Source organism: Micromonospora sp. WMMD1076 (assembly GCF_029581475.1).
Taxonomy (GTDB): Bacteria; Actinomycetota; Actinomycetes; order Mycobacteriales; family Micromonosporaceae; genus Micromonospora; species Micromonospora aurantiaca.
Genome location: NZ_CP120862.1, coordinates 1,276,230 through 1,291,382, shown reverse-complemented (window position 1 = coordinate 1,291,382; position 15,153 = coordinate 1,276,230). Strand labels below are relative to the sequence as shown.

Genomic DNA, 15,153 nt, shown 5'->3' with positions numbered 1-15,153 from the left:
TCGGCGCGCGGTGAGGGGCCGGGCGGTCGCGGCCGGGGTACGGCGGGACTAACCTTCCCCGGAGTAGGAGACGCAGGTCACGCGACGAAGGAGTCACCGCATGAGCGAGGCATTGGCCAACTTGCTGAACGAGACGCGCCAGTTCCCGCCGCCGGCTGAACTCGCCGCGAACGCCAACGTGACCGCCGAGGCGTACGAGGAGGCGGCCGGGGACCGGCTGGCCTTCTGGGAGCGCCAGGCCGGACGGCTGGCCTGGGCCCAGCCGTGGGAGCAGGTGCTCGACTGGTCGAACGCCCCGTTCGCGAAGTGGTTCACCGGGGGCAGGCTCAACGTCGCGTACAACTGCCTGGACCGGCACGTCGAGGCGGGCCTCGGCGACAAGGTGGCGATCCACTGGGAGGGCGAGCCGGGCGACACCCGTACCGTCACCTACGCCGACCTGCACAAGCTCACCTGTCAGGCGGCGAACGCGCTGACCGAGCTAGGTGTGACCGCCGGTGACCGGGTGGCGATCTACCTGCCGATGATCCCGGAGGCGGCGGTGGCGATGCTCGCCTGCGCCCGGATCGGCGCCACGCACAGCGTGGTGTTCGGTGGCTTCTCCGCCGACGCGCTGACCAACCGGATCCAGGACGCCAGCGCCAAGGTGGTGATCACCGCGGACGGCGGCTTCCGCCGGGGCAAGCCGTCGGCGCTCAAGCCGACTGTGGACGAGGCGGTGGCGAACTGCCCGTCGGTGGAGCACGTGCTGGTGGTCCGGCGTACCGGCGAGGAGGTCGCCTGGTCGGCGAAGGACCACTGGTGGCACGAGACGGTGGAGACGGCGTCGCCGGAGCACGAGGCGCAGGCGTTCGACGCCGAGCACCCGCTGTTCATCCTCTACACCAGCGGCACGACCGCCCGCCCGAAGGGCATCCTGCACACCACCGGCGGCTACCTGACCCAGACGTCGTACACCACGCACGCGGTGTTCGACCTGAAGCCGGAGACGGACGTCTACTGGTGCACGGCCGACATCGGCTGGGTGACCGGGCACTCCTACATCGTGTACGGCCCGCTCTCCAACGGCGCCACCCAGGTCATGTACGAGGGCACGCCGGACAACCCGCACAAGGGCCGGTTCTGGGAGGTCGTCGACAAGTACAAGGTGACCATCCTGTACACCGCGCCGACGCTGATCCGCACCATGATGAAGTGGGGCGAGGACATCCCGGCCGGGTACGACCTGTCGTCGCTGCGCCTGCTCGGCAGCGTCGGTGAGCCGATCAACCCGGAGGCGTGGATCTGGTACCGGCAGCACGTCGGCCGCGGCGAGCTGCCGGTGGTGGACACCTGGTGGCAGACCGAGACCGGCGCCATCATGATCTCGCCGCTGCCCGGCGTGACCGAGGCGAAGCCCGGCTCGGCGATGAGCCCGCTGCCCGGCATCGTCGCCGACGTGGTCGACGACCAGGGCCAGTCGGTGCCGAACGGCGGCGGCGGATACCTCGTGCTGAAGGAGCCGTGGCCGTCGATGCTGCGGACGATCTGGGGCGACGACAACCGGTTCCTGGAGACGTACTGGTCCCGGTTCGGCGCCGGTGCGAACACCGGCGACGAGTGGGTCTACTTCGCCGGTGACGGCGCGAAGAAGGACGACGACGGGCACATCTGGCTGCTCGGCCGGGTGGACGACGTGATGCTGGTGTCCGGCCACAACATCTCCACCACGGAGGTGGAGTCGGCGCTGGTCAGCCACCCGTCGGTGGCGGAGGCGGCGGTGGTGGGCGCGACCGACCCGACCACCGGCCAGGCGATCGTCGCGTTCGCCATCCCGCGCGGCAGCGCGGAGATCTCCGGTGACGCGGGCGAGCAGCTCATCGCCGAGCTGCGCAACCACGTGGCGAAGACGCTCGGCCCGATCGCCAAGCCGCGGCAGATCATGCTGGTGCCGGAGCTGCCGAAGACCCGCTCCGGCAAGATCATGCGTCGGCTGCTGCGGGACGTGGCGGAGAACCGGTCGCTCGGCGACGTGACCACGCTCCAGGACTCCTCGGTCATGGAGTTGATCTCGTCGGGGATGAGCGGCGGGAAGTCCGACGAGGACTGACGTCGACTGATGACGAGGGGGCGGGCCGCCGGGCGGGCCGCCCCCTCGCCGTGTCCGGGATCCGCGCCGGTCGATCGGGGGATCCGAGACTGACCTGATCGGCCAGAGGGCCTGATCAACTCTGTCGATGTCGCTCGTCGTCGGTTACGTTCAGCCGACCGGCGGATTTCGACGAGCGTCACTGAGACGGCCGGTCCTCCACCATTCCCTACGAACGGAGTGGCATGCTCCCCATGTCGCAGCACAGGGCACGGCGACGCTTACTCGTCGCACTGCCCGTCATCGCGCTCGCGGCCACGTCGCTGACCGTGACGGGCAGCGCGGCGGCCCAGCCGGCCCGGTCCGCACCGGTCACGATCGGGGCGGACGAGCACTACATCAACTACGCCGAGCCCGAGGTCCAGCCGGACACCGGCGGCAGGGAGGTCAAGGGACGCGACGGCGTCTTCTCCTCGCCGGCTGACGAGGCCCGCGCCTACGACCGCAAGTACGCCGGGGGCAACCCGATCGCGGCCCGCGAGCTGGCCAAGCTGGAGGCCAAGTCCATCCGGACCGGCCACAGCCCTCGGAAGATCAAGAAGGCCAAGAGCACGCAGACCGCGAAGCTGCTGACGCTGCTCATCGAGTTCAACGACAAGGCGAACGACGACTTCACAGGCGTGATGGTCCCGAAGACGGTGTTCGAGGACCGCACCTGCGTTCCCGGCACCGTGCAGAACGGGCCGCGGCACAACACGATCCCGAACCCGGCCACGCTGCCGCACAAGGACAACAACTCGATGTGGGTGCCGGACTTCTCCCCGGCCCACTACGACAAGATGCTGTACAGCAAGAAGGGCATCACCGAGCGGGTCCGCAAGGACCTGAAGGGGCCGGACGGCAAGCCGGGCATCAGCCTCGCCGGGCGGACCATGCACAACATGTACCTGGAGATGTCCAAGGGCGCGTACACCGTGGACGGGCAGGCCAGCCCGTGGATCACGGTGCCGCACTCGGAGGGCTGGTACGCGGCCTCGCGCTGCTTCCAGGACGAGAACGGCAACTGGGTCGCCGGGCGTGAGCAGTCGATGAACGGCCACCCGGACAACCCGCAGGGCGCCGGGCGCCTCGCCACCGACGCGATCGACGCGCTCGCCGCGGCCGACCCGGACTTCCCCTGGGCCGACTACGATATCGAGGACCAGAGCGACCGCGACGGCGACGGCAACTACCACGAGCCGGACGGCGTGATCGACCACCTGGTGCTGGTGCACGCCAACCAGGGCAAGTCCCGCGGCGGCGGCGACGTCGGCGTCTACTCGGTCTGGGCGCACTCCTCGACGGTGGCCGGTGGCTACACGATCCCGGGCACCAACCTCAAGGTGTCGAACTACATCGTGCAGCCGGAGGACGCCGGCGTCGGCGTCTTCGCCCACGAGTTCGGGCACGACCTGGGCCTGCCGGACCTCTACGACACCTCCGGCAACGCCGACTCCGACGTGGACTTCTGGGACCTGATGGCGTCCGGTTCGCACTCCGGCGAGATCTTCCAGGCGCTGCCCACCCACATGGGCCTCTGGGACAAGTGGGTGCTCGGCTGGGCCGAGCCGAAGACGTTCGGGCCGGGTGACCGGTCCAAGCTGGTCAAGCTCGGGCAGACGTCACGTACGCCGGTCGGCACCGAGGACGGCATCAAGATCGACCTGCCGGACAAGGTGATCTCGCTTGCGACCCCGCACAGCGGCGGGAACATGTGGTATTCCGGCGCGGACCAGAACTGGGCCGACGTCAAGCTCAGCCGCACGGTGTCCGTCCCGAACGCCGCGGACGCGAAGTTCTGGATGTGGAACAACTACGTCATCGAGGCGGACTGGGACTTCGGCTTCGTCGAGGTCTCCACCGACGGCGGCGCCACCTGGAGCGAGCAGAAGGTGTACGCCGAGGGCGGCGCGCTGGTCTCCACCAACGACGGATACGCCGACCCGAACGGCCGCATGGTCGACTTCGGCAACAAGAAGTACGGCCTGACCGGCAGCACGAACGGCTGGCGCCACGACTACGTCGACCTGTCGTCGTACGCCGGGCAGACCGTGCAGGTGCGGCTGCGCTACGCCACCGACGAGGCGTTCGTGGAGCGCGGCTGGTTCGCCGACGACTTCTCGGTGACCGGCGGCGGCGCCACCACCTGGAGCGACGACGTGGAGAGCGGCGCGGCGGGCTGGACCCAGACCGGCGGCACCTTCACCGACACCAGCGGCGCGGGTTGGTACATCGACTCGGGCACCCAGGTGAAGTCGCACTACTACCTGGCCGAGTGGCGTAACTTCGACGGCTTCGACAAGGGCCTGAAGTACACCTACGACACCGTCTACTCGCACGAGGCGTGGAAGGTCGACCGGATCGCGTACAACGCGCCGGGCATGCTGGTCTGGTACCGGGACACCCAGCTCGGCGACGTCAACCACGTCACCGCGCAGATGACGGCGCTGCCCAGCTACGGCGCCAAGGGCGGTCTGCTGATCGTCGACTCGCACAACGACCCGCTGCGCCGCAAGGGCGTCGCGGCCGAGAAGGACCCGTCGGTGCTGAAGAACCTGCCCAGCCGGCCGCAGTCCTCCAACGCCGCGTTCGGCCTGAAGCCGACGTACCCGTTCAAGGAGTGCCTGGAGGCGGCGGACGAGCCGTACAGCGAGTACTGCACGAAGTTCGGCCCGCAGGCTCCGGTGCGCGGCTTCACCGACGCCAAGGGCTGGTACCCGGGCATCGAGATCCGCGACGGCGCCGCGTACGCGCGGGACAACGACGCCTCGGTGGTCGTCCCGTCGCGGGGTAACCAGCAGTACACGACCCGGGTGGTGAACCCGGACGGCACCCCGGCGACGGACTACTACGGTTCGACGCTGGGTGGCGGGGCGATCGTGCTCGGCACCGGCAACCCGGGTGACGCGGGCGTCCAGTACGGCGTCTCGATCATCATCAAGCGGGCCGCCAAGGACAACTCGTACGCCACTGTGTACGTGGTTCCGCCGCGGAGCTGAACCGTACGTTCAAACCGGAACCGGAATGACCGAAAAATGAGCTGAACAAGCTCGATGAGGGAAGGGTCGGGAGCGCGAGTGCTCCCGACCCTTCCGCGTTACCGCTTAATCCATGACTGTCACTGCGATCCATGATCCAGACATCGTTGCTGGTCAACGGCCCGGTAACAGGTCGGCGTGTGACGGTGAAAAGCATCCCCAACAAAAAGTTGCTACAAATCGACGCACACATCTTCCCACCAGTCGCAGCAGTGTCTATGTTCACCCTTGGTCCCACTAGTGGGACGTTCCACCGGCCCGTACCCCCAGTTGGGCCGGTTCCCTCACACCGGAGGTACCACGTGCGCAAAGTCGCAGTGGGTCTGCTCGGGCTTTCGCTGACCGCGACGGGACTGGTGGCAGGCACGTCCGCCAGCGCCGCGCCGACGCCGAAGTTGCCGGCCGCCGCCCCGTCGGTGGCCGAGCCTGCGCAGGCTGAGCACGACCTGCCCAACCCGCTCGAGGAGAAGCGGCGCGCGCTGCGCCAGGAGGGCCTCAGCGAGGTCCTGTCCGGCAGGGCGAAGGCCCAGAAGATCAACGGCAGCACTGTCGTCAAGGTCGGCGAGCAGGCTGTCGCAGGTGCCGCGGCGGGCAGGTCCGCCAAGAGCACCAAGGCCGGCAAGGGTCCGACCAAGGACCAGTACGTCGAACTCTCCCGCGAGCGGACTGACAAGATCTTCGTCATCCTCGCGGAGTTCGGCGACGAGCGGCACCCGAACTACCCGGACCAGGACACCGACCCGGACACCCCGGGCCCGACCCGGTTCGACGGTCCGCTCCGCAACCAGATCCCCCAGCCCAACCGGGCGGTGGACAACTCCACCGTGTGGCAGGCGGACTACAGCGCCGACCACTTCCGGAAGCTGTACTTCGGCACCGCCCCCGGTGACGAGTCGCTGAAGCAGTACTACGAGGCCCAGTCCTCGGGTCGGTACAGCGTCGACGGCGAGGTCACCAACTGGGTGAAGGTGCAGTACAACGAGGCCCGCTACGGCCGCTCCGACGGCTACCCGTGCGCCTCGAACGTCTGCACCAACACCTGGGCGCTGGTCCGCGACGCCGCCAACAAGTGGGTCGCCGACCAGAAGGCGCAGGGCCGCTCCGACGCGGAGATCGCCGCGGACGTCAAGGCGATGGACGAGTGGGACCGGTACGACTTCGACGGCGACGGCGACTTCAACGAGCCGGACGGCTACATCGACCACTTCCAGATCGTCCACGCCGGCGGCGACCAGGCCGACGGTGACCCGTACCAGGGTGAGGACGCCATCTGGAGCCACCGGTGGTACGCCTTCGCCAGCGACCAGGGCAACACCGGACCGGAGAACTTCCCGGCCGGCGGCACCCAGATCGGCAACACCGGCGTCTGGATCGGTGACTACACGATCCAGCCGGAGAACGGTGGCCGGAGCGTCTTCTACCACGAGTACGGCCACGACCTCGGTCTGCCGGACGACTACAACGTGGTCAGCGGTGGGGACAACAACAACGAGCACTGGACCCTGATGGCCCAGAGCCGGCTCGGCGCCAAGAACGACGGCGGCATCGGCGAGCGCGGTGGCGACCTCGGCGCCTGGAACAAGCTCCAGCTCGGCTGGCTCGACTACGAGGTCGTCGTGGCCGGCCAGAAGCGCACCCTGGAGCTGGGCCCGCAGGAGTACAACTCCGACAAGGCCCAGGCCGCCGTGGTGGTGCTGCCGCAGCGGGAGTACACGTTCCAGAACGGCAAGCCGTTCGAGGGTACGAAGCAGTTCTTCTCGGGCAACGACGACGACCTGAACAACACGATGACGCGCACTGTCGACCTCACCGGGAAGACCAACGCCGCGCTGTCGATGAAGGGTCGCTACAGCATCGAGGCGGACTACGACTACCTGTTCTTCGAGGCGTCCACCGACGGCGGCCAGACCTGGGCCTCGCTGCCCGGTACGGCCAACGGCACCCCGCTGAAGGAGATCTCCCCCGGGCGCTACGCCCTGGACGGCTCCAGCGACGGCCAGTGGGTCGACGTCAACATCCCGATGGACGCGGTCGCCGGCAAGGTCGCGCAGTTCCGGCTCCGCTACCAGACGGACGGCGGTGTCTCCGAGGGCGGCTTCTACGGTGACGCGATCACCGTGACCGCCGACGGCCAGACGGTGCTCACCGACGGCGCCGAGGCCGGCGCGAACGGCTGGACCCTCAGCGGCTTCAGCATCGTCGAGGAGACCTACACCCGTAAGTTCGACAACTACTACATCGCCGGCAACCGGTCGTACGTCTCGTACGACAAGTACCTCAAGACCGGCCCGTACTTCTTCGGCTACGCGAACACCCGCCCGGACTACGTGGACCACTACGCGTACCAGGAGGGTCTGCTGATCTCCTACTGGAACCTCCGGTTCGCGGACAACGACACGTTCGCGCACCCGGGTGAGGGTCGGAACATGATCATCGACGCGCACCCGCGGCCGATCTACAACCTGACCGGGCAGCCCTGGCGGGCCCGCGTCCAGGTCTACGACGCGCCGTTCAGCCTGAAGAAGGCCGACTCGTTCACGCTGCACCTCAACAGCCAGCCGCAGTACATCCGCGGCCAGGCGGCGCAGCCGCTGTTCGACGACACCAAGCAGTACTGGTACCCGGAGCTGCCGAACCACGGCGTCAAGCTCCCGGCCACCGGCACCAAGATCAAGGTTCTGGAGCAGAACGGCACCTCGCTGAAGGTCCGCTTCTCCTGATCCACTGATCGACGCACCACGCGATGCCCGGGCGGTTCACCCGCCCGGGCATCGCCCTTTCCGGGGAACCCGGCGTACCCCACCCGCGTCCCATCCGGGTGACACCCCGCACCACGCTGCCGGCCGCCCTCGCGATGGCGCTGCTCGCCGGCGCGGGCTGCGGCCGAGACGGAGGACCAGTGCCCGACGACCGCCAGCCGCCCACACCGCCGGTCTCCGCCGCGCCCGCCTCCCCGCGCGGACCGGGCGCGGACGCGCCCGCAGCGAGCGGCGCGGCCTCGCCCGCCGACCGCCCCACGCCGCTGTCCGCCACCGACCTGCCGACGCTGCGCCGGCCCGCCGGCCCGCCGAAGAGACCGACTGACAACCGGCCCACGGGCGTCGTCGCCGGCTGGATCACCCGGGGCGGTTCCGGGCCGTGCTACGGGCTGATGGACGAGAACGGCACGGAGTACGCGGTGTACGGCCCGAACGCCGGCGAGCTGCGCAAGGGCGACCTGGTCACGCTGCGGCTCACCGCGCGGGACCGCTCCGTCGACTGCGGACCCGGCATCCCGATGCGGATCATCGAGGAGTGACAGGCGGTATCCGCGCCCTCACGCGGCCGGGTATGCGGTTTCGGGTGACCGCCCGGAGAAATCCCTGATCCTCGTCACCTGCGGGGCCGGTGGGTGACCTGCGGCCCTAGGCTGTGCCCCATGACCGACCAGCGCGGCGGACCCGTCGACGAGTCCTGCGTCCTGCCCGAAGGGCCGTGGACGCACCGGTTCGTCGGCGCCAACGGCAGCCGGTTCCACGTCGTCGAGGCGGGCACCGGCCCGATGGTGCTCTTCCTGCACGGCTTCCCCGAATACTGGTACGCCTGGCGCGAGATGCTGCCGGCGGTCGCCGACGCGGGCTTCCGCGCGGTCGCTGTCGACCTGCGCGGTTACGGCGCGAGCGACAAGCCACCCCGGGGGTACGACGGCTACACGCTCGCCGCCGACGTCGCCGGCCTGATCCGGGCACTCGGTGAGCGGTCGGCCACCGTGGTCGGCACCGGCGCGGGCGGGCTCATCGGCTGGACCGCCGCCTCCTTCCACCCGACCCTCGTCCGGCGGCTCGTGGTGCTCGGTGCGCCGCATCCGCTGCGGCTGCGGGCGGCCATCTTCGCCGATCCGCGCGGCCAGTTCACCTCGGCCACCGCGACGCTGAAGTTCCAGCTCCCCCGCTACGAGCACGTACTGACCCGGGACGGCGCCACCGAGGTGGAGGAGATCCTGCGCCGGTGGGGTGGCCCGCGCTGGGTGTCCGGCCCGGACTTCGCCGACTACGCCCACTGCTGCCGGGTGGCGATGCAGATCCCGCAGGCCGCGTTCTGCGCGATGGAGGGCTACCGCTGGGCGTTCCGCTCGGTGCTGCGGCTGCACGGCTACCGCTTCGTGAAGCTGATGCAGAAGCCGCTGGTCACGCCGACCCTGCAACTGCACGGCGCGCTCGACCGGGCCTCGCTCCCCCGTACCGCCCAGGGCTCCGGCCGCTACGTCACCGCCCCGTACGAATGGCGGCTGCTCGACGACGTGGGCCACTTCCCGCACGTGGAGGCCCGGGACGTGGTGCTCGGCGAGATCCTGCGCTGGGCGAAGTCCTGACTCAGACCCGCTGCTCACCGAGGTCGGCCACCTCGGCCGACGGCGCCCAGCCCTGGTAGACGCCGAAGTCGAACGCCTCCAGCCCCATCGCCTCGGCCACCGGCCAGCGCCCGCCGGTGTACTCCAGCCGCAGCCAGCCCTCGTGCTCGGCCAGCACGATGAACGGCTGTCCCTGCCAGGTGCAGGTGGTCCGCACGTACGCCAGATCGTCGACCTCGGCGGCCGGCACCACCCGGACGTACCGGCCGGGGCGTACCTCGGTGAATCCCTCGTCCGGGCCGGGCTGGTACAGGCGGATGTCGTCGCCGTCGGGGCTGGCCTGGTACTCCCGCCCCCGCCAGCGGGCCACGTAGCCGTCGCGGGTCACGCCTCGCCCGCCTTCCGCCACAGCAGCTCGTCGGTGTCCAGGACCGCGACCAGCCTGCTGTCACCGTCCGCGCCGACCCGCCACAGCTCGGCGCCGTGCGGGAGCCGGGCGCTGTCCACCTTGAACTCGGCGATCACGTCGCTGCTCTCCCCCGGCGCGAAGCCGTTGCCGCGGAACGGGGGCCGCTCGATCACCCAGCCCTCCATCGCCCGCATCGCCGCCTCGTTCGGGCCGCCGTACGGGATCCGGTAGAGACTCGGCCGGTAGGCGGGCCAGCGCAGTAGGTAGACCTCGTCGTCGTCAGGGGAGAAAGGCGAGCCCGGGTGGCCGAGGCCGAGCGCGCGGTACAGCTCCGCCGGGGTACGCAGGTGTGCCAGTTCCCCGGCCCGGTGCACGAATCCGGAGACCCGGTCGTAGCCACGCTCCAGGTAGTACGCGAGCTGGCTCGCCGCTATCGCCTTCTGCATGGTCACCGGCCGGTTCGCGGCGATCGTCGGCGCCTCCGGGCGCTGTCGCTCCGCCGGCTGCGGCGGGGCGGCCGGCTCCGGGTCGTCGCCGAGGCCCACCTCGGCCGCCCAGTTGGCGAGCGCGAGGACCTGCTCCCCCGGGTACGCCGCGCCGACCGGGCTGCCCGGGTTGACCCGGAACGACCACGCCACGTCCGGCCACCTGCGGATGAGCTGGACGAATTTGACCCGTACCGTCTCGACCCGGCCCTCGGCGTGGTCGGCCAGGCGTTCCGGCGAGGTGTAGACCGAGACGCACCGCCCGCCCTCGACCTCGTCGGCGTGCCAGACGAAGCCGGGATCACCCGGCCGGCTGCCGGCGGCCGAGTCGGGCGCGACCGGCAGCAGCACCCGGGCCAGCAGCAGGGTGGTGAGGAAGCCGTCGGTGCTGCCACTGCCCGCGGCGGCCAGTAGATCCTCCTCGACGTCGTTCGCCGGTACGAATTCGGCGGCCGATCCGTCGCCTGACGGCGGATCCTCTGTCGTTTCGGGGGCCGCGGGCCCCGCCGTGTCCGGCGTCCGCGTGGACAGCGCCACGGTCGGCTCACCGGGCGCGAACAGCGACGTGGTGACCGGTTCGTCGCCGGTCGCCGGCTCGACGAGGGACACGGTCGGCTGTTCCGCCGGCACGGGTTCGGACAGCGACGCGGCCGGCTCGGCCGGCGGGCTGGTCAATGGCGCGGTGGGGTCGTCCGGCGCGGAGTCCGACAGCGACATCGTCGACTCGGACGGCGCCGGATCGAACAACGACACGGTCGGCTCCGCCGGTGCCCGGTCGAACAACGACACGGTCGGCTCCGCCGGTGGCCGGTCGAACAGCGGAGCGGTCTGCTCGGTCGGGATCGGATCGAACAGCGAGACCGTCGGCTCGGCCGACGACACCGCCGCCGCCGACGCGAACAGCGGCACGGTGGCCTCGCCTGCCGGTGGTGGCGGCTCGAACAGCGACGTCGTGGGCTCGGACTCCGACGCGAGCGACACCGTCGGCTCGTCGGAGGACGTACTCCGGTCCGTCGCGGCGGTGGCCCCGGTACGGGTCGGCGTCGGCTCGGTGAGGTTCACCGTGTCGTCGGCGACCTGCGGGTCCACGGAGAGCGGCATCGTCGGGTCGGTGGTTCCGGCCCACGGCGTGGCCGCGCCCTCGGCCGGTTCCGAGCGCACCGGACCGGCCGGCTGCGCGGACCAGAGCGGCGCGGGCTCGGTCAGGTCGCGGGCCTCGATGACGGTGCCCTCGATCACGATGGGTGTGAAGTCGCGGCGTGGCGCGGACGGCGCGGAGACCGGTTCGGCGATCGACGGAGGCAGTCCCTCCGCCGGCTCGTCGATCGTCTCCCACCGCGTGGTCTCGTCCTCGGTGCCGCCCGGCGCGGCCCCCCATCCGTCAGCAGTGGCCGGTCCGGCGTGCGTCGCCGCAGCCGGGCCCGCGTCGGCCGGTCCGGCGTGACGGCGGGGCAGCGCCTCGGTGGTGTCCCCGGGCGGGCGGGTCGGCCGGAACGCCTGGGTCGCCTCGTCCGGCCGGGGCAGTGACGGCTCGTCCGGCTGGGCCGCGAACGCGTGGGTCGGACCCTCGCGGACCGGCTCGTTCACCGGCCGTCGGCGCGGGAACGGCTGCCCGCCGGCGAACCGGGTCGGTGGGGTGGCCCGGTCGCCGGCCCGGCGCGACGGGTCCAGCGGCGACGGGCGCCGGGCCGAGCGGCCACCGGACGAGGGTTCGAAGAAGGAACGCGACGGCGGCGGAGCGGAGCCCACCGGCGGCTCGTCGGCGGGTGCAGCCGGTGCGGCGGCGAAGGGGTCCGGCTCGTCCGGGCGACGGCGCAGGTCGGTGAGCCAGCCGTCGAGAGCGTCCGTATCCGCCTCGGCGCCGGAAGCGGTCCGGCTCGGGACGTCGCTGTCCGCCGCTCGGCGGCGCGGCGGCACGGTGGGCAGTCGCCGTCCCAGGACCGAGGCGGCCCGCATCGGCACAGTGGCCGGCTCGTCGGTCTCCATCAGCCGCTCGTCCCGGCCCGGCGGCCCGGCGACCGGCGGCACGGCCGGAGGCGGCACCGCGGGTGGCGGCACGACCGGAGGCGGAGCAGCGGCCGGCGGGACGACGGCAGGGGGCACCCGAGCAGGGGTGACGGCCGACGGCGGGACGGGAACGGCGGGCGGGCGGGGCGCGGCCTCGGGCACCGTGTCCCGGGCTCCCCGGGTTGCGTTCTCCACCCGTTCCAGCCGGGCCCGGGCGCCCATCGTGCGGCCGGGCAGCCGGACGTCGCCCCGGGAGAGCTGAGCCACGTACCAGGCGGGCAGGTAGCCCTCGATCGGCAGCCCGGGATCGACCGCCAGCCACCACTCGGGGTTCGGCCAGCCGGCCGCCAGGTCCGGGTAGGGGACGCGGCGGGTGGGGCCGGCGTTCTCCCCCAGGCTCGCGCGCAGCGCGGCGACGGAGGTGAAGGCCAGCACGTGGGTGCGACCCCCGGAGGTCCAGGTGCCCCACCCGGCGGTCGGTCCGTTCGCGACCGGAAGCAGGAGATCGACGCGGGTCAGCGCACGGAAGTAACGCTGCTGGTCCTGCGCGCGCAGCGCGTCCCGCATCGCCACCTCGGCCTCGGTGGCCGGCTCCCATCCGGTCACGGCCACCTCTCCTTCCGCGAACAGGCCACAGGCATCGCCTACAACCTACAAGGTGGCAACAAGATCAGGACTTCTGGCCATCGACGGTCGGCCCTGAGGTCGGCGAGGCGCTAACATCCCGTTCCGGAGCCGACACGTTACGGAGGTCGTCGATGTCTCGGCCTGTCGCGTACCCCGTCGTGGCCGCCCTGGCGACGCTCCTCGTCATCGCGTGTCCGGTCGCCCCGGCGGCGGCCCGCGCGCCCGCCGGCTGCGCCTCGCCGCCCGCGCCGGCCCGGCCGGTGGCGGAGCAGCCGTGGCCGCAGCAACGGTACGCCCCGGACCGGCTCACCCCCCTCGCAACGGGGGCCGGAGTCGTGGTCGCTGTTGTCGACTCGGGAGTGGACCGGTCCCACCCGCAGCTCGCCGGTCGCGTCCTCGACGGCGCCGACTTCCTCGACCGGGGCGGGGACGGCACCCGGGACTGCGCCGGGCACGGCACCGGGGTGGCGAGCATCATCGCCGCCGCGCCGCAGCCCGGCGTCGCGTTCCGCGGCCTCGCGCCGGACGCGCGCATCCTGCCGGTACGGGTGAGCGAACAGCAGGTGGTCGATGGGCGGGAGTCGGGGCGTACCGTCGACGCGGCCGGGTTCGCCCGGGCCGTCCGCTGGGCCGTGGACCACGACGCCGACGTACTCAACCTCTCGGTCGTGCTGTACGCGGACGACCCGGCCGTACGCGCCGCCGTCGCCTACGCGGTGCGGCGGGACGTGGTCGTGGTGGCCGCCGCCGGGAACCTGCACGACAACGGGGATCCCCGGCCCTACCCGGCCGCGTACGACGGGGTGCTCGGCGTCGGCGCGATCGGGCCGGACGGGACACGCTCGGTGTTCTCCCAGACCGGCTCGTACGTGGACGTGGTCGCCCCGGGCAGCGAGGTGCTGATGGCGGCGCCCCGGTCGGGTCACCAGCGGGCGGAGGGGACCAGCTACGCCACCCCGTTCGTGGCGGGCACTGCCGCGTTGCTGCGCCAGTACCGGCCCCGGCTGAGCGCGGACGAGGTGGCCGGCCGGATCGTGGCCGCCGCCGACCCGGCGCCCGGGCGGGACGCGGGCTACGGCGCGGGGGTGCTCAACCCGTACCGGGCGGTGACCGAGTCGGCCGGCGCGACCGATTCCCGTACCCGGCCCGGGGCGGCGCTGCCCGCCGAGCGGCCCGATCCGGCCGCGCTCGCCCGCCAGTCCCGCCGGGACACCGCCCGGGACCGGGCGCTGCTGGCCGCCGCCGTCGCGGGCGGGGCGGTGGCACTGGTGGCGGCGCTCGCCCTGGTGCTGCCGCGCGGCGCACGCAGGCGGTGGCGGGCGGCGGACCCGGCAGCTCCGAGCTGATCGCCGGCCACGCGCGACGCCGCGCGACCCGGTTCACCTGCCCGGGCCGCGCGGCGTCGGTTCACTGGAACAGGTTGGCGTTGCGCTTCTCGGTGTCGAGGTAGTCGGTCGCGGAGTCCTCGACGGCGAGCTTGATGTCACGCAGCATCGCCTGGAGGTCCTGCGAGGCGGCCCGCCACCGGGACTGCCGCACCTCGTACGCCTCGCGGGCCTCGCCGTTCCAGCTCGCCACCAGCGGGGCGGCGTCGCGTTCGAGCTGACCGAGCTGACTCTCCAGCGTGGACAGCGCCCGTTGGATGTCGGCGCCCGCCTGTTGCAGGGCGGCGAAGTTGACGACCAGCACACCGTGCTCCATGGATTCGATCCCTCCGGTTGTCAGAGCGGCAGCTGGATGCCGCGGTTGGTGCCCGCCACCCGGCCGGCGGCCTCGGTGTCGGAGACGTCGTAGTGGCGGCCGGCGCTGCGGATCGCGGTCGCGGTCTCGCGCAGCGCCCGCTGGAGGGCGGCCTGGTCCTGCGCCCACTGCTGCTTGACCTGCGCGAACGAGCGCCCACCGGCGCCCCGCCAGGCCTGCTGCAACACCTCCAGCTCGGCCATCAGGCCGCTGAGCATGGTCTGGAGCGACTGGTCGACCTGCTCGAACTTCGCGGCGGTCTGCTGCATCACCGCGGCTTCTGCCTGGGTCTGGGACATCCCGGACGTCACCTCGTCTCCTCGGTCGTGGCTGGCCACCGTGTGACCACCGTGGACTCGTCGGCGGGAGTCCGGGGCCGGTGGAGGGGGAAGCCCGGCGGCGGCGGACAC

Annotated in this window: 10 protein-coding genes; 6 read left to right on the top strand and 4 right to left on the bottom strand. The window is 71.7% G+C overall.

All coding sequences use genetic code 11. The features are described 5' to 3' along the window. Positions 1-100 precede the first annotated feature (100 nt). The 5 genes from acs to O7622_RS06345 all read left to right on the top strand — a co-directional run bounded on the left by acs (position 101) and on the right by O7622_RS06345 (position 9,496). Positions 101-2,089, top strand: a complete 1,989-nt coding sequence (gene acs / locus O7622_RS06365) for an acetate--CoA ligase (protein ID WP_282312322.1) — start codon at positions 101-103, stop codon at positions 2,087-2,089. A gap of 233 nt (positions 2,090-2,322) precedes the next feature. Next, positions 2,323-5,106, top strand: a complete 2,784-nt coding sequence (locus O7622_RS06360) for an immune inhibitor A domain-containing protein (RefSeq protein ID WP_282312321.1) — start codon at positions 2,323-2,325, stop codon at positions 5,104-5,106. A gap of 356 nt (positions 5,107-5,462) precedes the next feature. Continuing rightward, on the top strand, positions 5,463-7,865 hold the full coding sequence (locus O7622_RS06355) for an immune inhibitor A domain-containing protein (protein ID WP_282314056.1): 2,403 nt from the start codon (positions 5,463-5,465) through the stop codon (positions 7,863-7,865). A gap of 179 nt (positions 7,866-8,044) precedes the next feature. Next, positions 8,045-8,443 (top strand): hypothetical protein, encoded by a 399-nt coding sequence (locus O7622_RS06350; protein WP_282312320.1) that lies wholly within the window; start codon positions 8,045-8,047, stop codon positions 8,441-8,443. Between the two features lie 120 nt (positions 8,444-8,563). Beyond that, a complete protein-coding gene (locus O7622_RS06345; RefSeq protein WP_282312319.1) occupies positions 8,564-9,496 on the top strand; it encodes an alpha/beta hydrolase in 933 nt (310 codons plus the stop codon). A 1-nt stretch (position 9,497) separates the two neighbouring features. On the opposite strand, the gene O7622_RS06340 is transcribed toward O7622_RS06345, so the two are convergent. Both O7622_RS06340 and O7622_RS06335 read right to left on the bottom strand, forming a co-directional pair. Continuing rightward, positions 9,498-9,863: a hypothetical protein gene (locus tag O7622_RS06340; RefSeq protein WP_282312318.1), complete on the bottom strand. Its 366-nt coding sequence runs from the start codon at positions 9,861-9,863 to the stop codon at positions 9,498-9,500. Next, on the bottom strand, positions 9,860-12,982 hold the full coding sequence (locus tag O7622_RS06335) for an SseB family protein (protein ID WP_282312317.1): 3,123 nt from the start codon (positions 12,980-12,982) through the stop codon (positions 9,860-9,862). The genes O7622_RS06340 and O7622_RS06335 overlap by 4 nt, the downstream gene beginning before the upstream one ends. Before the next feature lie 152 nt (positions 12,983-13,134). On the opposite strand from O7622_RS06335, the gene mycP reads away from it, so the two are divergent. After that, positions 13,135-14,349: a type VII secretion-associated serine protease mycosin gene (gene mycP / locus O7622_RS06330; RefSeq protein ID WP_282312316.1), complete on the top strand. Its 1,215-nt coding sequence runs from the start codon at positions 13,135-13,137 to the stop codon at positions 14,347-14,349. Positions 14,350-14,410: 61 nt separating this feature from the next. On the opposite strand, the gene O7622_RS06325 is transcribed toward mycP, so the two are convergent. Together O7622_RS06325 and O7622_RS06320 are read right to left on the bottom strand one after the other, a co-directional pair. Continuing rightward, on the bottom strand, positions 14,411-14,704 hold the full coding sequence (locus O7622_RS06325; protein ID WP_013473567.1) for a WXG100 family type VII secretion target: 294 nt from the start codon (positions 14,702-14,704) through the stop codon (positions 14,411-14,413). Positions 14,705-14,724: 20 nt separating this feature from the next. Continuing rightward, positions 14,725-15,042 (bottom strand): WXG100 family type VII secretion target, encoded by a 318-nt coding sequence (locus tag O7622_RS06320; RefSeq protein WP_018787788.1) that lies wholly within the window; start codon positions 15,040-15,042, stop codon positions 14,725-14,727. Positions 15,043-15,153: the final 111 nt, after the last annotated feature.